We start from the raw sequence: 20,939 nt of genomic DNA, 5'->3' as shown, positions 1-20,939 counted from the left end.
GCCAAGCATAAAAATATTCCCGCTTCCCTGAAGTATATACCTTATGGCACGAGGCCCAAAAGGGGCCTCGCTAAGGTATTCTCCCGGGACAGCAAAAGGTCTTTCCAGTTTATCAACCAGATATCAATCGGATCAATCAGATCAACCAGATTTATCAACCAGAATCTATACCGCTTAATTGCGATTATGTCGATTGTCCCCTTATCCAAGGGGTCAACATTTTTCTCCCCGCCCTTATTGTAAAGGAAAAACGGAGAAGATCTTAGTGAAGCAAGGTCCCTGGACAATTCTAAAATTGCATGCCGGAATCCCGGGAGGGAGAAACAACTTCTCCTTTTCTTCGTTTTTCTTGTTATTGTTAGCCCTGATGTATATTTGGCCCTATGAGTCAAGATGCAGCTGCAACAGATCTCCTGATCACCACTACCGAACAATTCGTGAGAAAAGAACTGGCGGGTGCCGAAGGCGGCCATGACTGGTGGCATATTTACCGGGTCTGGAAATCGGCGCGTAAGATTGCGGCCGGTGAACAGGTGGATATGCTTGTTGTGGAACTCAGTGCATTACTGCACGATATTGCCGATTCAAAATTCCATGGCGGCGATGAAAGTATCGGTCCCCGTAAAGCCCGGGAATTCCTGGAATCAATAGGGGCGCCGGAAGCGACCATCCAGCATGTCGTGGATATTATTGTGCATATCTCATTTAAGGGCGGACATAATAACGGCGGGTTCTATTCCCCTGAACTGGGCGTCGTACAGGATGCAGACCGTCTGGACGCTATCGGAGCTATTGGCATCGCCAGGACCTTTAACTATGGCGGATTTAAAAACCGGGCCATCTATGATCCTGGTATTCAGCCGGATCTGCACATGACCAAAGAACAGTATAAAAACAGCACAGCCCCTACGATCAATCACTTTTATGAGAAGCTGCTATTGCTGAAAGACAGGATGAATACAGCAACCGGTCGTCAGCTGGCGGAGGAAAGGCATGCGTTTATGGAGACATTTCTGGAGAAGTTTTATGAGGAGTGGGAGGGAGAGAGTTGATTCAATTAGGAATTAACAATTAGGAATTAGCGGGATAGGACGGAAGAACAGGTAATAGGTGGCTGGGGAAACTCAGGAGAATAATAACGAATGTCATTTATAAAAATTAAGGGTGTCCCGCTTATGGCGGACACCCTTAATAGTATCGTACAAAAGATAATTGAGACAATATCATGCATGAAAAGCATTAATTACTCAATTCTTAATTCCTAATTCTTGATTGATTACAGAAACAGCGCTCTCAGTTCTTCCGCATCCTGTGGTTTCATCTTACCACTCAGGATCAGCCTCAGCTGGCGTCTGCGCATAGCGCCCTCATACAGCTGCTTTTCTTCTTCCGTATCCGGAATGATCTGCGGCACCGCTCTGGATTTACCATTAGGGTCCAGGGCGACGAAAGTCATGAACGCTTCGTTGGATTTATAACGGTACTGCTGTACCGGGTCTTCACCCCATACACGCAGATGCACTTCCATAGAAGTGGAAAAAGCTCTGCTGACCTTGGCTTCAATATGTACTACGTTGCCCAGTTTAATAGGGGTTTCAAAAGAAATGTTATCTACAGAGGCAGTTACCACGGGAGCACTACAGTGTTTCATGGTGGCAAGGGCACCCGCTATGTCCATCCAGTACATAAGGCGGCCACCCATCAGGTTACCGAAAGTGTTGGTGTCATTGGGCAGTACCAGTTCCGTCATCTGGATCACCGAGTCCTGCGCACGCTTGGGCGTTAATGTCATATGCTGATTTATTACGGGCGCAAAATTAGCAAGAAGTTTGCGGACGGACGCAATAAATGCCTGCAGCTTACAAGGAATTCCTTAAGGATAAATTTATAAGGCTAAAAAAACATTGTAACCATCTTGCAATTAAGTTGTTATATGTATGGCAAGGACGAAATGTGAAAATGCTGTTTGGGAGCACTTTAAATTTGTCTTAACTTTGCATGACCTTCGGAAGTTATTTTTACTTGACTGGTTACATCAAAAGTCGTCCGGCACTTCTCTTTAGGTCAAGTATATTCTACAGAATTTTTAGATCTTATGGCAAAATATATCTTCGTTACGGGAGGTGTTACTTCCTCGTTGGGTAAAGGAATCATAGCTGCCTCGCTGGCAAAATTATTGCAGGCGCGTGGCTTTAGAGTGACAATTCAGAAATTTGATCCATATATCAATGTGGATCCGGGAACATTAAACCCTTACGAGCACGGTGAGTGTTTCGTAACTGAAGATGGCGCTGAAACTGACCTGGACCTTGGTCACTATGAGCGTTTCCTGAATACGCCTACATCACAGTCTAATAACGTGACTACAGGTCGTATCTATCAGACTGTTATCAATAAAGAACGTGAAGGCGCCTACCTGGGTAAAACCGTACAGGTAGTACCGCACATCACTGACGAGATCAAACGTCGTATCCTCCTGCTGGGTAAAGATGGTAAACACGATATCGTGATTACCGAGCTGGGTGGTACCGTTGGGGATATCGAATCCCTGCCTTATATAGAGGCGGTTCGTCAGTTACAGTGGGAGCTGGACGAGCAGGATTGCCTGGTCGTACACCTGACCCTCATCCCTTACCTGCGTGCTGCTAAAGAGCTGAAAACCAAGCCAACACAGCACTCCGTTAAGATGATGAGCGAAAACGGCGTACACCCGGATGTGATCGTTTGCCGTACGGAAGAGCCTATGTACAATGATCTGAAAAAGAAAATCGCGCTGTTCTGTAATGTGACGCCTGATGCGGTGATTGAAGCAACAGACATGAGCACCATCTATGAGGTGCCACTGGAAATGCTGCGTGAGAAACTGGATGTGATCTGTATGAAGAAACTCGGTATTCCTATCGAAAAGGAACCGGATATGACCAAATGGCGCGCATTCCTGGATAAACTGAAATATCCAAAATCCAAAGTAACGATTGGTCTGATCGGAAAATACGTAGAATTACAGGATGCCTACAAATCCATCCTGGAGTCCTTTATTCACGCCGGTGCCATGAACGAATGTAAAGTAGTAGTACAGAACATTCATTCTGAGTTCCTTACACAGGAAAATGTAGCTGAAAAGCTGCGTAACCTGGATGGGCTGCTGGTAGCACCTGGTTTTGGTCATCGTGGTATCGAGGGTAAGATCGTGGCTATTCAGTACGCACGTGAAAATAACCTGCCTTTCTTCGGTATCTGCCTTGGTATGCAGATGGCTGTTGTAGAATATGCACGTAACGTGATCGGCTGGACAGATGCTCACTCTACAGAAATGAACCCAGATACCTCACACGCGGTGATCGGGCTCATGGAAGAGCAGAAGAAGATCACTGTGAAAGGTGGTACTATGCGTCTGGGCGCTTATACCTGCGAACTGATCCCTGGTTCAAAAGCGGCTACCATCTATAGTAATACGACTATCAGCGAGCGTCACCGTCACCGCTACGAATTCAATAGCCAGTTCCTGGCCGATTTCGAAAAAGCGGGTATGGTACCTTCCGGCCGTAACCCGGAAAGTGGTCTGGTAGAGATGGTTGAACTGCCGGAACATCCGTTCTTCGTAGGCTGTCAGTTCCATCCGGAGCTGAAAAGCACCGTAGAAGCGCCTGCACCTTTATTCGTTCATTTCATCGCTGCTGCTAAACAGTACGCTGAGGACAAGACAATTAAGGCAAAAGTTGCAGAAGAAAAGATCGCACACCAATAATATTTATTTATAACTGACAGGCTTTCAGTAGCAACAATAAGGCATTAACTTTATTGTTGACGGCTGAAAGCTTGTTGCTTTTACTTACCTTTGCTGCCTAAATTTTAATTGAATTTCATGGACAGAAACTCAGTCATTGGCTTCGCGTTGCTGGGCGTGTTGTTCGTTGGTTACATCTTCTTTAACCAAAAACAACAGACTGCTGCAAAAAGAGAAAAAGATCGTCAGGACTCTATAGCTAACGTAAATAAGCCTAAACCGGTTGACACTACTGCCTACGTAAACGGGGGCGTTGCTGATTCCAGCAAGCTCGCAAGCGCATATGGCACCTTCGCCGGCGCTGCCAATGGTACCGTTCAGACAGCCGTTCTGGAAAACAAAGTGCTGAAAGTTACCTTCTCTAGCCAGGGTGGTCAGCCAACTTTAGTACAACTGAAACAATTCAAGGATTTCGAAGGAAAACCACTGATGCTGGCAAACAGCTCTTTCAACCGTATTTCCTTGCAGGTTCCTGCTAATAACAATACGCAATTAAACACTGCAGACCTTTATTTCACCGGTGGTTCCGTACAGCAGTTAGCAGATGGCAGTCAGTCCATCTCTTACCGTCTGCCTACCTCCAATCCTGAACAATACCTGGAGTATGTATATACCCTGAAACAGGACGGTTACGCAGTAGATTTTGATATTCACGCTATCGGACTGGAAAACGTCCTGCCTTCTAATCAGAAAACCCTGTCCTTACAGTGGGATGCGGAAAATGATAAGCAGGAAAAAGATATGCAGAACGAACGCCAGAACAACCAGGTACACTACCGTGATGTGAATGGCAAACATGACTATTTTACCTTACAGCGTACGACTCATGAGAAATGGGACAACCAGTTACAATGGGTGAGCGTAAAACAGCAGTTCTTCAATACTACTTTCATCGCCAGAAAAGACGCACATTTCAACAGTGCAGAGGTGAATGCTAAAGTGCCTGAAAGTGCAAATATCGTAGGACAGACCTTCACTACGCTGGAAATTCCTTATAACCGTGCACATGATTTCACCTTCCCGATTGAAATCTACTACGGTCCTAACCACTACTCGACCTTAAAATCTTTCGATAACGGCCTGGAAAGTATCATCCCGCTGGGTTCCGGTATCTTCGCTTTCGTAAAATATGTGAACAAATGGATCATTATCCCTGTGTTCAACTTCCTGAGCGGATTTATTGGTAACTATGGTCTGATCATCATCCTGCTGACCATCTTTATCCGTTTACTGATAGCACCTTTCACTTACCAGAGCTATGTGTCTCAGGCTAAAATGAAGGTACTGAAACCGGAAATCGATGCCCTGAAGGCAAAATATGGTGATGACCAGCAGTCCTTCGGTGTAGAACAGATGAAATTATTCAGAAGCGCCGGTGTGAACCCGCTCGGAGGTTGTTTACCAGCCCTGATGCAGTTGCCGATCCTGGTTGCGATGTATAGCTTCTTCCCATCCTCTATCGAACTGAGACAGGAAAGCTTCCTGTGGGCAACTGACCTTTCTGCGTACGATTCTATCCTGAACCTGCCATTTACCATTCCTTTCTATGGTAACCACGTCAGCCTGTTCACCCTGCTGATGACTGCCACCAGTTTGATGCTGGCATTCAATAACCGTGGTATGGCTGATCAGAGCAATCCGGTAATGAAATATATGCCGTATGTGTTCCCGATCATGCTGTTAGGTATCTTCAACCGTCTGGCTTCGGCGCTGACCTTCTACTACTTCCTGTCCAACGTGATCAGTATCGGTTTACAGTGGGCGATCCAGAAGTTCTTCGTGAACCACGATAAGATCCATGCACAGATCCAGGAGAATAAAAAGAAACCTGCTTCCAAATCTAAATGGCAGGAGAAACTGGAGGATATGCAGAACAAACAAAAAGACATGCAAAAACGTCAACAGGATATACAACAGCGTAAAAAGCAATAGTATCACATCTATTTGACATAGTATATTAACAGAAGGCTTCCCACGTAGGAAGCCTTCTGTATTTTGAGGAAATCATGCATAATCATACCTAATGAAGTATTTATTGTTTCTATTCACAGCTACAACTGTTTGTGCCGGTGCCTACGCACAGGACTACCAACCATCCGCCAGCCGTATTCAGAAAACGGTTACCTACCTGGCGTCAGAGAAATTAAAAGGTCGTGGTACAGCCGAAAAGGGGGGCGTTAAAGCAAGTAATTTTGTTGCTAAACAGTTTAAATCACTCGGACTGAAACCGGGTAACGGGGACAGCTATTTTCAGCATTTCACTTTCGACAGGAAAGAACACCATGGTATCGCAACCCGTAACGTGATCGGATTCCTGGATAATGGTGCTGCAAAGACCATTGTAATAGGCGCACACTATGATCACCTGGGTACCGCCGGACTGTTTGATGGTAAATATCCCATCGGCCAGATCCATAATGGTGCTGATGACAATGCGTCCGGCGTAGCTGGTCTGCTGGAAATGGCGAGGTATTTCACGGAGAATGGTCAGAAAGAACCTTTTAACTTCCTGTTTATCTCCTTTGGTGGCGAGGAATTAGGTCTGCAGGGCTCTAAATACTTTACCGCTAACCCGACCATCCCGTTGAACACCATGCATTTCATGCTGAACATGGACATGATCGGTCGTTACAATGAAGAAAGAGGCCTGGGTATCGGTGGATATGGTACCGCACAGGAATGGCCTGCTGTATTCAAGGAAGCACAGGAACCGGGCATTCATTATTTCACAGATGGTTCCGGTAAAGGCGCCTCCGATCACCATAACTTCTATATGAATGATGTGCCGGTGATCTTCCTGCATACGGGTCCGCACGATGATTACCACAAACCAACCGACGATGTGGAAAAACTGAAGGCAAAAGAAGAAGCACTGGTGTTAAACCTGGGTATTCAGCTGATCAACAACGCCATGAAATATCCTGCTTTGCACTATGTAGAGAACGAAAAGAAGGTAGAGGATAAGAAATAACAGATTTCCTATAAAAGCAAAAGGGTCCGCCATATGGCAGACCCTTTTGCTTTTATATCGTTACCGTTATGGTTGCGGTTTCTGTGGATAAGTAGCTTTTGGCATAGTAGAAGGAATTGGTTTTTCCTTACCTTCTTTCTTTTCTTCTTCGCGTTTCTTCGCTTCTTTATCAGCCTCAGCTTCCAGCTTATTCACATCGTAGCCTTCGCCGTAGCCGGATTGGTATTCATCAGCACCACCATTACCCTGATCTACCGCTTCAGCCCCTGGTTTCACATTATCTTCAAACGGCTGATAGAATTCACTATTGATAGATTGAGGGATAGAGAAAGTCGCCTTATCGTCTATTTTCAATGTTTTATCAGCATATACCTTCTGGAAGAAATATGCCCAGATTGGCAGACCGGTATTCGCACCCTGACCATTCGCAGTAGAACTGAAGTGCAGGAAGTTGTTTTCACAACCTACCCAGGCGCCTGCCAGTAATTGCGGTGTAAAGCCCAGGAACCAGCCATCCGTGTTATCGTTCGTAGTACCGGTTTTACCAGCTACTTCACTCTGGATGCCATAGCGGAAACGCAGACGGGCAGAAGTACCACCCGGACCAGTTACGCCCTGCATCATTTTCACCATGGTGTAAGACTCATTCTCACTGATCACTTCGCGTTTTTCCGGTGCAAAGGTCTGGAGGATGTTACCATTTCTGTCTTCTATACGGGTGATGTAGATAGGTCTTGTGATGATACCACGTGCCGGGAACATGGTGTAAGCCTGCAGCATTTCAAACAGGGAGATTTCCGGTGTACCCAGGGAAATGGAAGGGTAGGGAGGGATATCTGCGCTGAAGCCGATCTTGTTTTTCGCAAAGTCAGCTACTGCCTGCGGACCTAACTGTTTGATCAGGTAAGCCGATACCAGGTTCAGTGATTTAGCCAGTGCACCTGCCATGCTGATGCTACCGCCTACACTACCTTCAGAATTGCGGCTCAGTGTCCAGTTATATTTAGGGAAAGATACCGGTTCGTTAGGCAGCATGGTGCTTGGCTGCATACCATTCATGATTGCGAAGGTGTACAGGAATGGTTTGAAAGTAGAACCTACCTGTCTGCGGGTCTTGGCAACGTGGTCATTTTTGAAATAACGGAAGTCAGGACCGCCTACCCAGGCTTTGATCTCTCCACTTTCCGGATCAAGCGCCATGAAACCTGCCTGAAGGATTGCCCTCATGTACTTGATAGAGTCTATCGGTGTCATGATAGTATCCAGTTCATTCAGCTCAGGTTCTGTAAAGCTCTTCCAGGCAAATACCTTCATCCTGGTCGGTGTATTGAATGCTTTTTTGATCTGATCGTCAGTCGCTTCATCTTCTTTCATCGATTTGTAACGATCGGACTCCTTCATATAACGATCAACGTAAGTCTGCCAGTTTTTCCACACACTGCCTGATTTGATATTGGCCTGTGTAGCAAATACCTTCTGAAGATCTTTCAGATGGTGGTCTACCGCTTCTTCTGCATACAGCTGCATACGTGGATTGATGGTCGTATAGATCTTCAGACCATCACGGTACAGGTTGTATTCAGAACCATCCGCTTTTTTATGCTCTTTACACCATACTTTCAGCTCGTCACGCAGTACTTCCCTGAAGTAAGGTGCCAATCCTTTGTTATGGTCTATCTTGTTGTATCTTAATACGATAGGTTTGCTTTTAGCTGCATTTGCCTCAGGAGCAGTGATAAAGTCATTTTTCTGCATCAGCTCTATTACCGTATTACGACGGTTCAACGCCAGCACCGGGTTACGGCGTGGGTTATAGAGATTGGTACCTTTCAGCATTGCGATCAGGGTAGCCGCTTCTTCAATGGACAGGTGTGCTGCATCTTTACTGAAGAAGGTACGTGCACCATTTTCGATACCATATACGTTATCCCCGAAAGGAACTGTATTCAGATAGAGGGTAATGATCTCCTGTTTGGTGAAGTTACGTTCCAGTCTTACCGCGATCAGCCATTCCTGCATTTTCTGGAAGGATCTGGCGATAAAGTTTTTTGCACGTAATGTACCGGTATTATCGGCCTGAAGGTTCAGGGCCAACTGCTGGGTAATGGTACTGGAACCTCTTTTCTTACCGATTGCCAGGTAAAATGGAATGGCAATAGTAGCATAAGGGTCGATACCAGAATGCTCATAAAAGCGTACATCCTCAGTGGCGATCAGTGCGTTGAGCACATTTTTGGAAATTTCGTTGTAGTCGGAACTGGACCTGTCTACCTGATAGTATTTACCGAGAATGGTTCCATCTTCGGCGATTACTTCAGATGCGACGGCAGCCCGTGGGTTTTCCAGGGTCTCCATGGATGGCATGTTGCCAATAATGCGGAAGTTAACAAGCAGTATCAGTAAAAGGAATAATCCGGTTACTGATAACACTGTGATCCACAATATTTTAACCGATTTTTTCATACTTGCTTAAAATATTTGATTTGCCTGGCCAGCATTGCACAGGGATATTATCTAACCCTGTTATAGCAATTTGCGGGCCTTAAATGCAATAGCTTGTAATAGCGGGCAAAACTATTAAAAAAAACGAGTGATGCCCCCCTTTTAATGTTAAAAGGCTGATTTATCTTGTCAAATGAATTAATATGTTTTCTATCTTATTGTCCCTTATTGTGTAATGTAGGTATCGTTAAAGAATTTCCGGTAGCCTTCCACGTCTTTCGTACTGTTCATCTGGATAAAGTTATCCCTGGAAATGATAAACATGGTGTAATCGGACGGACGGATACGCGGAACGATCTTCTCAGCATCACTCCTGATCTCATCATAGTAGTCCAGTGCCTTGTCTTCATTCGGGAACAACCTGAATATCAGCATGACATCCTGCTGGGTCAACACAAAGTTGGCCACCTGAATATTTTCTCCGCCGTGTTTCTCAGCGTTATACCGGGTGAATTGTGTCAGTGCTTCCTCTATAGCGGCTTTATTGGTACGCAGGAAATACATGATGACGAAATGTGGGTTCTTGGCGTCCAGTTTATAGATAGTGACAGGTTTCAGTGGCGCCGGCAAAGGTTTTACCTGCAGCGCTGCATTGGCGGTGCTTGCATCCACCTTGACTGAGTCAGTAGCAGCTGTTTTTACCTTATCTGTTTCAAATTTAGGCTCCGGTTTCTGCCATGGGTATTGGATAGATATGTTTTCATCCACCACATTGCCATTATCCCGGCTTTTTTCTATTTCCAGTCTGGCGAGGTACACCACGAGAGCTGCCCTGTTATCCAGTGCTTCCAGCAGTGATTTGGCTTTTTCCTGTACTGCATCATCCTGTTTATACTTGTTGATAACATTCACAACTGCCTGACGGCCAAACTCACAGGTATCCATTTTCATGATGATCATGGCTTCCAGGAGGTCGAATTTAGGCTGCATGAAGTTCAGTCCGTAGCTGGAATCAGCCGCCTTTTTCATATTGTAGGCTTCTTCCAGGTTACCCCGCAGGTAATTCACATAAACGGAATCGTATGATGTGGAGATCTCTTTCTTTTTGCTTTCGTTGATGTCCTGTAGCGCACCATATTTGATAATGCTGGCAAATTTGGAGTCGCCGAACTGCGTCACTACATTCTGTTTATACTTGGCTGCCAGAGCGGTATGTCCCAGCTTGGTATGCCAGATATATAATGAATAGATCACTTCCTGCTTATGCGGGTGCTGTGGATATCTGTTCAGCAGGGTATCGTAAGTTTCGATAGCGAGTTCTGTATTGTCCAGCTGATCGTTATAGAGTTTACCCAGGTCATAATAGGCGTCTTCTACGATGATATTGGATTTCAGGAGGTCGTCTGGTGTAAGTGGCAGACCAGCGGCCAGTGATTTGGCATTGGTGCTGTCGGCAGGTGTTTTACCAGCACCACTAACCGGATTGCCATTTTCGTCTTCCAGTGTTACAGGCTGGTTGGCTGCAACAGGACCGGTTTGGCTTCTGCGCCAGTTATCCGCCAATGGTCTGTTTCCCCAGCGTTTTTTAAACTCTGAAAAACCAGCTGCTTTGGTAGCATTATTATAGAAATACCATTCACCCTTATCATCCGCTTTAGGTGCGGCAGGGCTATTGTTATTCATCATATTGGAGAGCGGGTTATTGTTGGCCATCTGTTGTGGATCAACAATCCCTTTTTCTGCATTTTCCTTGTCTTTTTTCGCTTTCTCTTCAGCTTCCTTACGCATCTGACCAGCCATCTTTTCCAGGAAGATCGTCCTGTCAGATTCCGGCATAGCGGCAATACGTTGCAGGCTATCCTCACGCTGAATAGCTTCCACACGGGTCGCTACATCACTGAGAACGCGTTTACGTTTATTGACGATGGCGGAATCTGTGAATTCAGGCGGCATTACAGAGGCGGTACTGTCGTAGTAGTCCCGGGCCAGACGATAGCGGCGCTGTCCGTAGTAGATATCAGCTACACCTTTGAAAGACAGCGCTTTCTGCATGGTGTTGTTGCTCTCTACCTTGAGTGACTGGCGCAGGTATTCCATTGCCTGGTCCTGATCTTTTGGCAATATGAGGTTAGCCATTGTATAGTAGATCGCGTCGCGGAACTCGAAGTATTTCTCTTTGCGGACCATGCGTTTCAGGCGGGCAAGGCTTTCATCCAGTGAACCACCTTCACGGGTAGCGTCCAGTTTGGCGATCTGGATACGCGCCTGGAAGTCCATGATCGGGTCGGGCTTCTGTTTGATCACCTTATGGAACATCATGGTAGCAGAATCCGGTTTGCTGTAGTTGGTGTACAGCTGACCCAGAATAAAGTACATACGCGCACGCTCATCTTTGTTGCCTTTGGACTTTACAGCAATCTGCAGGGGATTGATCACTTCTGCAAAACGTTCCTGTTTGTAAAGGGCGTAGGCTCTTACTTCAGCCATTTCGCCAGCCAGTCGTTTAGGGAAGTAGGGGTCCTGTTCCAGGATGTTCATCATGGAACGGGCTTCGTCAAACTCCTTCATTTCCAGGAGGGTTTTAGCTCTCCAGACGAAGGCGTCGTTACGGGCGTAGGTATGTTTGAAGTAGCCGAAAGGCGGTTTCCGCTTTTCGCGGGAAGCGATAGACAGCTGGTCTTTTTCGCTGGAACCGACTACGGCTTTATAGTCTGATTTCTTTTTAGGTGCGTAGGTAGTGTTGATAAACTGGAAGGTACGGTTGGCTTTATCCCATTCTCCCTGGAAGAAATATGCCTGACCGATAAGGAGATAGCTATCGTCGATCCATTTACTGCGGGGATCGTGTATCTGTATGTTGATGGAGGCTTTTTCGATGACCGTATCCAGGTCACCGACGCTGAGGCCAAGACTTTGCAGGCTGTAAGGGTAAAAGGGGAGCAGGTAATTGTAGTTATCCTGTCCCTGGCGGCTCACGTTGTGGGTGATGAGGGCCAGTTTTTTGCGGGCATTGAACAAATAGTTATACCTGGCCAGCATGTTCTGTACCAGCTTCCGTTTAATGGTCCATCTGCGTTCAGCCAGCATTTCTGCGGGAATACGTCTGTTTTCACCTTTCGGCTGCGCTACTTTTGGAACAAGCGGCTTTTGCATGGTCCGCTGAGGGGCCCTGCTATTGTTATTTCTGGACTGGTTATTTGTAACCGTGGTATCCCGTCGCTGGGCGCTGACCCTGTTAATTTCAATACAGCACAAGAACAGACTTACTAAACAGGTATATGATAGAAAATTGCGAACTGATCTGTAATAATTCATGGATGCCAGGGTGTATAGGCTTACCTATATAACTTATATGTCAGGAAATTATTTTTTAAAGATAGGATTATTTTTTTGAGGCTGTCAAAAGTGCATATTACGATTAAAAATGAGTCCTATCCAATTTTTTAAATACGAAATAATATAAATGTTTAACTTTAGCCGGTTGATAATCAGAAAAATTATTCAGTTTTATAGCGGATATGGCTAATAAGCGTGATAAAAAGGGCAGAAATGTGGGACGGATCGGTAACCGATACCGCCTGGTAATTATGAACGACAATACCTACGAAGAGGTGACATCGTTTAAATTATCACGAATGAGTGTGTATATTGCTTTAAGTACTTTATTTGTGCTGCTGGTGACAATTACGGTCGCCACCGTTGTATTTACACCGTTGCGTTATTATATCCCGGGATATGGTGACCTGAAGCAACGGAGGGAATTCATCCGGTTAAAAATGCGCACAGATTCACTGGAAGCTGCTATTAATGCCCGCGATAAATACCTGGACAATATTCAGAAGGTTATCAGCGGAGACTATTCCACAAGCAAACTGGACACAACTACTATTAAAGTTCCGAAAGTCGATAACAGTACATACTAACTATTTCAGGTCAGGCACATAAAATATTGCGGGACAAAATATATAAGAAGGTCAGATACGCAAAGGGGGCCGTATACCGTTAAGGGAAGATGTGAATAACTTCTGAAAGAAGTGATTGTCAATCGGAAATAATATGTTAATAAATAATACTATCTTACATCACACTAACTAAAAGCTGAAAAACCTAGAATCCTATGTTTAGCAACAACAATCGTAATGCAAGAAGCGAGAGTAAATCAGTAATGCCTTCTTCCAACGTAAACATTATCGGTGCTGGAACTTCCATTCAGGGAGATATCGTAAGCGAAGGAGATATTCGCATTGACGGTCAGGTGAACGGCCTCGTATCAACAAAAGCTAAAATTGTAGTAGGTCCGGAAGGAGAAATTACCGGTGATCTGATATGTCAGAGTGCAGACATTCTGGGTAAAGTAACTGGTATTATTAAAGTGGAAGATCTGCTTTTCCTGAAAGGCAATGCGTTGGTGAAAGGTGATCTGTACACTGCACATTTTGAGATGGAGCCAACAGCGAAATTCAACGGTCGTTGCTATATGGAGCCTGAGGAAGTAGCAGCTGCAAATCAGAAAGAAAAAAATGGAAAACCAGTCACCTCAACAAAATCCGAATCAAAAGTCGAGCAAAAAGCTGAAGAAGAAGCCAGATAACAGGCTGATAATCCGGTACACAGGGCTGGCTTTTCAGATGATGGCCACATTAGGCATAGCGGTATTTGCTGGTTATAAAATTGACCAGCGGACAGGATGGTCGTTCCCTTTCTTTCTGATCATTTTGTCTTTATTAGCTTTAGTCTTAATTTTGCGGCAAATTATCAAAGATACCAGCAGGAATGAGTGACAGGTTCTACTTTAGAGTTATTAGCCTATTCATTATTTTGAATGGCGTATTATTATTTTTAAAAGCCTGGTTGTTAGACAATGGAGTACACCACACGGCACTTCTTATCGGCAACCTGGCTTTAGCTGCCCTCTCCGCCATGACCTACAGCATGAGCCGCAAGGGAATACGATCTGAGAACAACGGAGATTTCCTCCTTCGTGTATATGGCTCCATGATCAGCAGAATGATGTTATGTCTGGCCGGCATTACTATATATGCCGTAGCGAACAGACCGCATACCAGCAAATTTACTATCTTCATACTGATGTTCTTCTATGCCGTATATGCGGTAGTAGAGAACTTTAGTCTGCAAAAAATTATCAAAAGAAAAAACAGTTAGCGATCCGTGAAGCAGGAGGCTCCTTTACATGCATTAGCTGCATATCTGCCTGAAGGAACCTTCGGGCAGGTGATGGCCTACCTTAACCAGTACAAGGTCCACTTAACGGTGACACGCGAACGGCAAAGCATCCTGGGCGATTACCGCCATCCCGATAGAAGGGGTGGTCATCGTATCAGTATTAATGGTAATCTGAACCGGTATGCTTTTCTGATCACGTTGCTGCACGAAATTTCACACCTTACCACATTTATGCAATATGCCAATAGCGTTGCATCACATGGGAAGGAATGGAAGCAGCATTTCTCCAATATTTTAAAGGAATTTGTCGGAAAGGATTATCTGCCGGCCGATGTGGAAGCTGCCCTCCGGCAGAGTATCCGTAATCCGGCTGCCAGTTCCTGTGCAGATGATGACCTGATGCGGGTACTTAAACGCTATGACCGCCAGAAGGAAAATCATTTCCTGGTAGAGCAGTTACAAACCAACCAGTTGTTTCGTACAAAAGATGGCCGCGTTTTCCGGAAAGGAGAACGTATCCGTAAACGTTACCGTTGTGAAGAAGTGGCTACCAAAAGAATGTATCTCTTCAGTCCCGTTTATGAAGTAGAGCTGGTCGCTGCATAAAAAAGGATCTGCCACCCTGAAGCCGCAGATCCCTTCTTACTTTAAACCTCCATTTACGCATTTACACCCGCCGTTTGCCCTATCATCATACGCTTATTGTATTCGCGTTCTCTTTTCTCTATCGTTTCCTTACGGAAAATGATATAAGCATGTTCGTGTGCTTCCAGCAGATCGTCATACGGTCCGCGGGGAGAGATCAGTTTTACGAATACCGGCGCTGTTTCGATAGTAATGAACAGCAGCATGATAAACCAGTTGGCCCATTTCACGGGCTCACTACGGTCAGTCAGGTGACCCAGTGCATCCAGTCTGGACGCCAGCCCATCAATGTGACTACGGTCCAGCGTACCGACGGTTGACTGACGGGTAGAGTCGATACTTGCCAGTTGCTGCCGTTTCTGGGCGATCAGGGCGCCATTCTGTGCCGTAACCCGCTGTAACAGGGCCGCCGCACTGTCAGCATCCGCTTTTTTCGCTTTGTAGATAGGACCGAGGTTTTGTTTACGGGAACCTCCAGTACCATCCGCTTCCTGCTGGGCAATGAGCTGCAGGGTGTCTACCTTGGTAGCCTGCTGACGGATACCCTCGTTGAGCTGGGCAATTTCTACATTCAGTGTGTTGACCTGTTGCTGGAAGCGGTCTTTTACCTTGTCTTCCTGGTTTTTGAACACCTGTTGCTCCATGACGATGAGTTCCTGGTTGATCTCTTTTTCAAATACTTTCAGTTCCAGTGGCTTGGAGATCACCACGGCAATGAGGATGGCCAGTATCAGCCGGGGAACGGCCATACCGAATTCCTGGAGGAATCTGCTACGCTTTTTCATACCTGAAACGATGTACCTGTCCAGGTTGAAGATCATCAGTCCCCATACGATGCCGAATACAACAGCACCCCAGGGAGAACTGAATACAGTCCACAATGCATACCCACCGGAAAAAGCAGCCAGTAATCCGGTGAAAAAGATCGTTGCCCCGATACCGCCGTATTTGTTTGTTTCAGATGGGGCTCTTTTCAGCATAGGCACATGCACTCCTGAACAAAACAGGAAAAAGTCGCGGAAGCGCTTCATGATCATTGAACTTGTTTGGTATATATAAAAAAAAATGCACCCGCAGAAACGCAGGTATATAGTGAAGGATGGATTATGAAGGTACGACTTTTTTCAGCTCCGGTATAGGAATGTGACCAAAGCGGCGTATAAAGTGATAAAAAAACAAAACCCCGGACATTGTCCGGGGTTTTGTTTTCTATTTTTTAGTCAATCACTACAAAATATAATTAAGCAGTCACGGCTTTGTTAACCAGTGCAGCAGCTTCGCTCAGGAGGATAGCTGATTGTACTTTCAGACCACTTTCTTCGATCAGTTTTTTCGCTTCTTCTGCGTTTGTACCCTGCAGACGAACGATGATTGGAACTTTGATATCACCGATAGACTGGTAAGCATCGATAACACCCTGTGCAACACGGTCGCAACGTACGATACCACCGAAGATGTTGATCAGGATCGCTTTTACCTTAGGATCTTTCAGGATGATACGGAAACCTGCTTCTACGGTCTGTGCGTTTGCAGTACCTCCTACGTCCAGGAAGTTAGCTGGCTCACCACCGCTCAGTTTGATCATATCCATGGTAGCCATTGCCAGACCGGCGCCGTTTACCATACAACCTACGTTACCATCCAGTTTTACGTAGTTCAGGTTGAATTTACCTGCTTCTACTTCAGTTGGATCTTCTTCGTTGATGTCACGCATTGCTTCCAGGTCAGCATGACGCATCAGCGCGTTGTCATCCAGGTTCAGCTTACAGTCAACCGCGATGATCTTCTCGTCGCTGGTTTTGAACAGTGGGTTGATTTCCAGCATAGCTGCGTCCAGACCTACGTACGCGTTGTACAGGTTAGTCACGAATTTCACCATGTTTTTGAAAGCTTCACCGCTCAGACCGAAGTTGAACGCTATTTTCCTTGCCTGGAATGGCTGCAGGGTAGTGTTTGGCTGCACCAGCTCTTTGAAGATCTTTTCAGGAGTGTTGTGTGCAACTTCTTCGATATCCATACCACCTTCTGTAGAGTACATGATCACGTTCTGACCTTTTGCACGATCCAGCAGGATAGACAGATAGAATTCTTTTATTGGGTTAGGGCCAGGGTAGTACACGTCCTGTGCTACCAGCACCTTGTTAACTAATTTTCCGGCTTCTCCGGTCTGGATGGTAACCAGTACGCCACCCAGGATGTTGCCGGCAATGGTTTTCACATCTTCCGCATTCTTACCTACAGCTACACCTCTCTGCTCTTTACCACGGATGGTACCTTTACCACGTCCACCGGCGTGTATCTGCGCCTTTACGACTGCAAACTCGTTGCCATATTGCACTTTAAGTTGCTTATAGGCTTCTGCTGCCGCTTCAGGGGTATCTACCGGAATCCCTTCCTGTACCGGTACGTTATATTTCTTCAACAGTTCTTTAGCCTGGTATTCATGTAAGTTCATCTGATAAAAATTTGGCGCTAAAATAGGTCATTATGATTTAAATATAAAACCTCAGTGTTTTGTGAATTAAAAATAACTTTGCGCAACCTGTTTTAAAGACATTAAATCAATGAGTGATCTCTTACAACAAATAGCTGCAGCTGCGGAATTTATCCGTAAATCATGGTCCGGTACCCCTGAAGTGGGCATTATTTTAGGTAGTGGACTGGGCAACCTGACCAGTGATATCAATGACAGCGTTGAAATCCCTTATGAGCAGATCCCGCATTTTCCGTCCTCTTCAGTGGAAGGACATAAAGGCCGCCTGATACTGGGTAACATGAATGGCCGCCCTGTAGTGGCAATGGCCGGCCGTTTCCATTTTTATGAAGGACTGTCTATGCAGCAGGTGACCTTCCCGGTTCGGGTAATGAAAGCCCTTGGTGTGCATACACTGCTGGTTTCCAATGCTGCCGGTGGTATGAACAAGGCATTTAACGTAGGAGATCTGATGATCATCCGCGATCATATTAATCTGCAGCCGGAGCATCCGCTGCGTGGCCCCAACAACAATACCCTGGGTCCCCGTTTCCCGGATATGAGCGAACCATATTCCAAAGCGCTGATTGCCAAAGCAAAAGAAATTGCCGCTGCCAATAGTATTCCGGTACACACCGGCGTTTATGTAGGTGTACAGGGTCCTACCTTCGAAACCAGGGCTGAATATATGTACATGCACATCATCGGTGGAGATGCTGTAGGGATGAGCACCGTTCCGGAAGTGATCGTTGCGATCCATAGCGGCATGAAGGTTTTTGCAATGAGTGTTATTACTGATATCGGGATCCGTGAAGAAGAAAATGTGATCACCCACGAAGAAGTACTGGAGGCTGCCAATGCAGCTGAACCGAAATTAACCCTTATTTTCAGGGAGCTGATCAAGGTTATATAAATTGCTTGTATTAGCTTGCATCCCTGCCCGCGGGAATGCCGGGGGTAAGCTGGAAACGTCCGTCTGCAACAAACGTTCACAGACAAGACCTTGTGCCGGCAATCCAAAATGTATCAATACCAATAAGTTAAGAAGCTCGAAGCAGGAAATTATATCACAGGATGAGGTCATTTATTTTAATATGTTGTTTGCTGGTGACCGCGCAATGCGTAAAGGCGCAGTTTCAACGTTTCGGTAATATGGGCGGTGGCGGCGGTGGCGCAGCACAGCGTGATACCGGTACCCATACGCATGAACCGGATACGATTACGATCACCTACCGCCTGCTGGGGGAGCCAACAGATTACAGGCTGGATTCCTCCATAGCGGACTTCAGCTCGTCCTACATGCATGTACCTGCCAGCTATGTAATGATGGGTAACAGTGGCGCACCTGCCCGTAATATCCTGTTCACGCCATTTATGAAGGCCGGTTTCGATCCTGGTTTCCATACATTTGACGTATATGGGTTTAATCACCAGAATGCCCGTATCTATAATACGACCAAGCCTTATTCTGAATTACTGTACCTGGTAGGTAGTCAGCAGGAACAGAATATCGGCGTACTCCATACACAGAACCGTACCGACCGTTTCAACTTCGGCTTCGAATACAATAAGAAATACGCACCTGGTTATTTCCGCTCACAGGCGACCAACCACGATATTTACCGGTTGACCGCCCGTTTCAACAGCAAAAACAAGCGCTACAATGCTTACCTGAGCTATTTCTATAATAAGATCAATAACGGTGAGAATGGTGGTCTCCGCGTAGGGGATTCCATCCTGGATAATCCAAGGTATAGTCAGCGTAAGACAATTGACGTGAACCTGGGTAACTATGCTTCCACCACTTCAGGCCTCTTTAATACTACTTTGCCGGTAAAGACGACCAATAAACAGTCCGGGTTCAAGTTTGTGCAGCAGTATGACTGGGGTAAAGGAGATACTGTGCATGTGAACGATACCACCGACTATTATAAGTTTGATCCTTTTTTCCGCGTACAGTATACGATTGGGATAGATAATAATAGTCTGGCCTACCTGGATGGTCAGCCGGACACGTCCTTCTATACCAGAAAATACGGATGGGCATTCAACGGCGATACTGTCCGCGCCCTGCATGAATGGCGTACGATCTCCAATGATGTATCCCTGATACAATTCCCTATCCGTGGCAACCAGGGGCACTTTATCAGTGCCGGGGCCCGCTATGAGAGTATACGTGGTACTTTTCTGGACGCCAGTATCAGTTTCAGCAACATGGTGCTGCACGGCGAATACCGGAACAAGACGCGTAACCAGAAATGGGACCTGTCAGCCAAAGGTGAGTTTTATCTCGCAGGCCGCAACTCCGGAGATTATAATGTAAGTGGTATGCTGAGTCGTTACCTGAATGAAACACTGGGAAATGTGCATCTGTTTTTCAGTAATACCAACCGTGAAGCATCGTACATCTATAAATATTTCAGCAGTACCTATGACAGCTGGTATAACAGTGGGCTTGGAAAAGAGAACATTACCCAGTTGCAGTTTGCAGCTGATAATAAGAAGTTAAAGTATAACCTGGCAGTGAACTATTACCTGATAGAGAACTATACTTACTTCGAAAACTATTATCAGAGCACACAGGCACCTGCACTCTTTAACCTGTTACAGGTCATTTTCAGTAAGCACTTCAGATACAAACACTATAACTGGTATGCGGAGTTCGCCTTCCAGCAGGTACATGGAGATGGCAGGATCAATGTGCCCACTATCTGGACCCGTCACCGTTTAGCATATGAGAATAAGCTGTTTAACAACCTGAACCTGATGACCGGTATCGAGGCGAAATACAACACTTCCTACTATGCCGATGATTACTCTCCGGTGATAGGCCAATTTGTGTATCAGACTACCCAACGGGTGAAATATTATGCGCCTGATCTGGCGGCATTTGTACACTTCCGTATCAAGTCACTGTCGGCATTTATCAGGGGTGAAAATCTGAATACGTTTTTCGCAACAAACAACTTTGCCGGACCTTCTTACCCATACAATAACTTCACATTCAGACTGGGTTTACGCTGGTGGTTTATCAATTAACCAGTTATTAACCAATGGCCGTAATTGTTATTATTTAACGCTGTAAAGTGTTTTAAATCATATTGTTATATTTCTGTTAAGTAAACCGTTTTACTACTACTTAAGCAGGTAGATTTGTTTCAGACTGCAACCTTCTGGCGCACGTTTTGTTTAAGTTTGTATAAAGCATTTTAACATGAAGGCCTTTACAGTAGTTTATAACACAGACAGGTATATGGTGAAACCATTGAATGGTCATTCCCCTCGTTTCCGCGTTAATGTCAACGGACAGGAAGTTATCTTTGAACACGATATGGACGGTCATATCCGGGCAGAGGCAAATAAGGTGGCCAGCATGTCATTATTACTTGCGATAGCTGACAAAATAGAAGAGAACACAGGTATGTAGCAAATCTGGC

17 protein-coding genes are annotated in these 20,939 nt (G+C 45.6%); 12 read left to right on the top strand and 5 right to left on the bottom strand.

Annotated features, from left to right (window positions below; all coding sequences use genetic code 11):
- Positions 1-383: 383 nt before the first annotated feature.
- The gene (locus BMZ72_RS36015) at positions 384-1,052 is read left to right on the top strand and encodes an HD domain-containing protein (RefSeq protein WP_089816373.1); all 669 of its coding nucleotides are present in this window, start codon (positions 384-386) and stop codon (positions 1,050-1,052) included.
- Between the two features lie 224 nt (positions 1,053-1,276).
- On the opposite strand, the gene BMZ72_RS36010 is transcribed toward BMZ72_RS36015, so the two are convergent.
- A complete protein-coding gene (locus tag BMZ72_RS36010) occupies positions 1,277-1,792 on the bottom strand; it encodes an acyl-CoA thioesterase (RefSeq protein ID WP_089816371.1) in 516 nt (171 codons plus the stop codon).
- Between the two features lie 303 nt (positions 1,793-2,095).
- On the opposite strand from BMZ72_RS36010, the gene BMZ72_RS36005 reads away from it, so the two are divergent.
- From BMZ72_RS36005 to BMZ72_RS35995, 3 genes are all read left to right on the top strand, one after another.
- The gene (locus tag BMZ72_RS36005; RefSeq protein ID WP_089816369.1) at positions 2,096-3,748 is read left to right on the top strand and encodes a CTP synthase; all 1,653 of its coding nucleotides are present in this window, start codon (positions 2,096-2,098) and stop codon (positions 3,746-3,748) included.
- Positions 3,749-3,865: 117 nt separating this feature from the next.
- Positions 3,866-5,719 carry a membrane protein insertase YidC gene (gene yidC, locus BMZ72_RS36000; RefSeq protein ID WP_089816367.1) on the top strand — a complete coding sequence of 618 codons (1,854 nt, stop codon included), beginning with the start codon at positions 3,866-3,868 and terminating at the stop codon, positions 5,717-5,719.
- Positions 5,720-5,810: 91 nt separating this feature from the next.
- The gene (locus BMZ72_RS35995; RefSeq protein WP_089816365.1) at positions 5,811-6,758 is read left to right on the top strand and encodes a M20/M25/M40 family metallo-hydrolase; all 948 of its coding nucleotides are present in this window, start codon (positions 5,811-5,813) and stop codon (positions 6,756-6,758) included.
- A gap of 66 nt (positions 6,759-6,824) precedes the next feature.
- Here BMZ72_RS35995 and BMZ72_RS35990 read toward each other — a convergent pair whose 3' ends face one another.
- Together BMZ72_RS35990 and BMZ72_RS35985 are read right to left on the bottom strand one after the other, a co-directional pair.
- Positions 6,825-9,221 (bottom strand): transglycosylase domain-containing protein, encoded by a 2,397-nt coding sequence (locus tag BMZ72_RS35990; protein WP_089816363.1) that lies wholly within the window; start codon positions 9,219-9,221, stop codon positions 6,825-6,827.
- A 204-nt stretch (positions 9,222-9,425) separates the two neighbouring features.
- Positions 9,426-12,353: a type IX secretion system periplasmic lipoprotein PorW/SprE gene (locus tag BMZ72_RS35985; protein WP_177223052.1), complete on the bottom strand. Its 2,928-nt coding sequence runs from the start codon at positions 12,351-12,353 to the stop codon at positions 9,426-9,428.
- 365 nt (positions 12,354-12,718) lie between these two features.
- On the opposite strand from BMZ72_RS35985, the gene BMZ72_RS35980 reads away from it, so the two are divergent.
- From BMZ72_RS35980 to BMZ72_RS35960, 5 genes are all read left to right on the top strand, one after another.
- On the top strand, positions 12,719-13,123 hold the full coding sequence (locus tag BMZ72_RS35980) for a hypothetical protein (protein ID WP_089816359.1): 405 nt from the start codon (positions 12,719-12,721) through the stop codon (positions 13,121-13,123).
- A 194-nt stretch (positions 13,124-13,317) separates the two neighbouring features.
- Positions 13,318-13,791: a bactofilin family protein gene (locus BMZ72_RS35975; RefSeq protein ID WP_089816357.1), complete on the top strand. Its 474-nt coding sequence runs from the start codon at positions 13,318-13,320 to the stop codon at positions 13,789-13,791.
- Positions 13,721-13,981 (top strand): AtpZ/AtpI family protein, encoded by a 261-nt coding sequence (locus BMZ72_RS37270; protein WP_089816355.1) that lies wholly within the window; start codon positions 13,721-13,723, stop codon positions 13,979-13,981. Before BMZ72_RS35975 ends, BMZ72_RS37270 begins: the two co-directional genes overlap by 71 nt.
- A 70-nt stretch (positions 13,982-14,051) precedes the next feature.
- Positions 14,052-14,363 (top strand): hypothetical protein, encoded by a 312-nt coding sequence (locus tag BMZ72_RS35965; protein ID WP_143087872.1) that lies wholly within the window; start codon positions 14,052-14,054, stop codon positions 14,361-14,363.
- Between the two features lie 6 nt (positions 14,364-14,369).
- Entirely contained in the window at positions 14,370-14,990 is a 621-nt protein-coding gene (locus BMZ72_RS35960) for a SprT-like domain-containing protein (RefSeq protein ID WP_089816353.1), read from the top strand.
- A 53-nt stretch (positions 14,991-15,043) separates the two neighbouring features.
- Here BMZ72_RS35960 and BMZ72_RS35955 read toward each other — a convergent pair whose 3' ends face one another.
- Complete coding sequence (locus tag BMZ72_RS35955) at positions 15,044-16,060, bottom strand: DUF4407 domain-containing protein (RefSeq protein ID WP_089816454.1); 1,017 nt, start codon at positions 16,058-16,060, stop codon at positions 15,044-15,046.
- A gap of 209 nt (positions 16,061-16,269) precedes the next feature.
- Positions 16,270-17,484, bottom strand: a complete 1,215-nt coding sequence (gene sucC, locus BMZ72_RS35950) for an ADP-forming succinate--CoA ligase subunit beta (RefSeq protein WP_089816351.1) — start codon at positions 17,482-17,484, stop codon at positions 16,270-16,272.
- A gap of 109 nt (positions 17,485-17,593) precedes the next feature.
- Between sucC and BMZ72_RS35945 the strand changes: the two genes are divergently transcribed.
- The 3 genes from BMZ72_RS35945 to BMZ72_RS35935 all read left to right on the top strand — a co-directional run bounded on the left by BMZ72_RS35945 (position 17,594) and on the right by BMZ72_RS35935 (position 20,929).
- A complete protein-coding gene (locus BMZ72_RS35945; RefSeq protein WP_218155331.1) occupies positions 17,594-18,415 on the top strand; it encodes a purine-nucleoside phosphorylase in 822 nt (273 codons plus the stop codon).
- Between the two features lie 161 nt (positions 18,416-18,576).
- Complete coding sequence (locus BMZ72_RS35940; protein WP_089816349.1) at positions 18,577-20,541, top strand: putative porin; 1,965 nt, start codon at positions 18,577-18,579, stop codon at positions 20,539-20,541.
- 175 nt (positions 20,542-20,716) lie between these two features.
- The gene (locus BMZ72_RS35935) at positions 20,717-20,929 is read left to right on the top strand and encodes a hypothetical protein (RefSeq protein WP_089816347.1); all 213 of its coding nucleotides are present in this window, start codon (positions 20,717-20,719) and stop codon (positions 20,927-20,929) included.
- The last annotated feature ends 10 nt before the right edge of the window (positions 20,930-20,939 follow it).

This window comes from Chitinophaga sp. YR627 (genome assembly GCF_900114995.1).
Classification (GTDB): domain Bacteria; phylum Bacteroidota; class Bacteroidia; order Chitinophagales; family Chitinophagaceae; genus Chitinophaga.
This window is presented reverse-complemented; position numbering and strand designations above follow the sequence as displayed.

What these genes read in the sequence shown, in the direction of transcription:
- BMZ72_RS36015 (WP_089816373.1), top strand. Translation starts at nt 384, where the DNA reads ATGAGTCAAGATGCAGCTGCAACAGATCTCCTGATCACCACTACCGAA.
- BMZ72_RS36010 (WP_089816371.1), bottom strand. Translation starts at nt 1,792, where the DNA reads ATGACATTAACGCCCAAGCGTGCGCAGGACTCGGTGATCCAGATGACG.
- BMZ72_RS36005 (WP_089816369.1), top strand. Translation starts at nt 2,096, where the DNA reads ATGGCAAAATATATCTTCGTTACGGGAGGTGTTACTTCCTCGTTGGGT.
- yidC (WP_089816367.1), top strand. Translation starts at nt 3,866, where the DNA reads ATGGACAGAAACTCAGTCATTGGCTTCGCGTTGCTGGGCGTGTTGTTC.
- BMZ72_RS35995 (WP_089816365.1), top strand. Translation starts at nt 5,811, where the DNA reads ATGAAGTATTTATTGTTTCTATTCACAGCTACAACTGTTTGTGCCGGT.
- BMZ72_RS35990 (WP_089816363.1), bottom strand. Translation starts at nt 9,221, where the DNA reads ATGAAAAAATCGGTTAAAATATTGTGGATCACAGTGTTATCAGTAACC.
- BMZ72_RS35985 (WP_177223052.1), bottom strand. Translation starts at nt 12,353, where the DNA reads ATGCAAAAGCCGCTTGTTCCAAAAGTAGCGCAGCCGAAAGGTGAAAAC.
- BMZ72_RS35980 (WP_089816359.1), top strand. Translation starts at nt 12,719, where the DNA reads ATGGCTAATAAGCGTGATAAAAAGGGCAGAAATGTGGGACGGATCGGT.
- BMZ72_RS35975 (WP_089816357.1), top strand. Translation starts at nt 13,318, where the DNA reads ATGTTTAGCAACAACAATCGTAATGCAAGAAGCGAGAGTAAATCAGTA.
- BMZ72_RS37270 (WP_089816355.1), top strand. Translation starts at nt 13,721, where the DNA reads ATGGAAAACCAGTCACCTCAACAAAATCCGAATCAAAAGTCGAGCAAA.
- BMZ72_RS35955 (WP_089816454.1), bottom strand. Translation starts at nt 16,060, where the DNA reads ATGAAGCGCTTCCGCGACTTTTTCCTGTTTTGTTCAGGAGTGCATGTG.
- sucC (WP_089816351.1), bottom strand. Translation starts at nt 17,484, where the DNA reads ATGAACTTACATGAATACCAGGCTAAAGAACTGTTGAAGAAATATAAC.
- BMZ72_RS35945 (WP_218155331.1), top strand. Translation starts at nt 17,594, where the DNA reads ATGAGTGATCTCTTACAACAAATAGCTGCAGCTGCGGAATTTATCCGT.
- BMZ72_RS35940 (WP_089816349.1), top strand. Translation starts at nt 18,577, where the DNA reads ATGAGGTCATTTATTTTAATATGTTGTTTGCTGGTGACCGCGCAATGC.
- BMZ72_RS35935 (WP_089816347.1), top strand. Translation starts at nt 20,717, where the DNA reads ATGAAGGCCTTTACAGTAGTTTATAACACAGACAGGTATATGGTGAAA.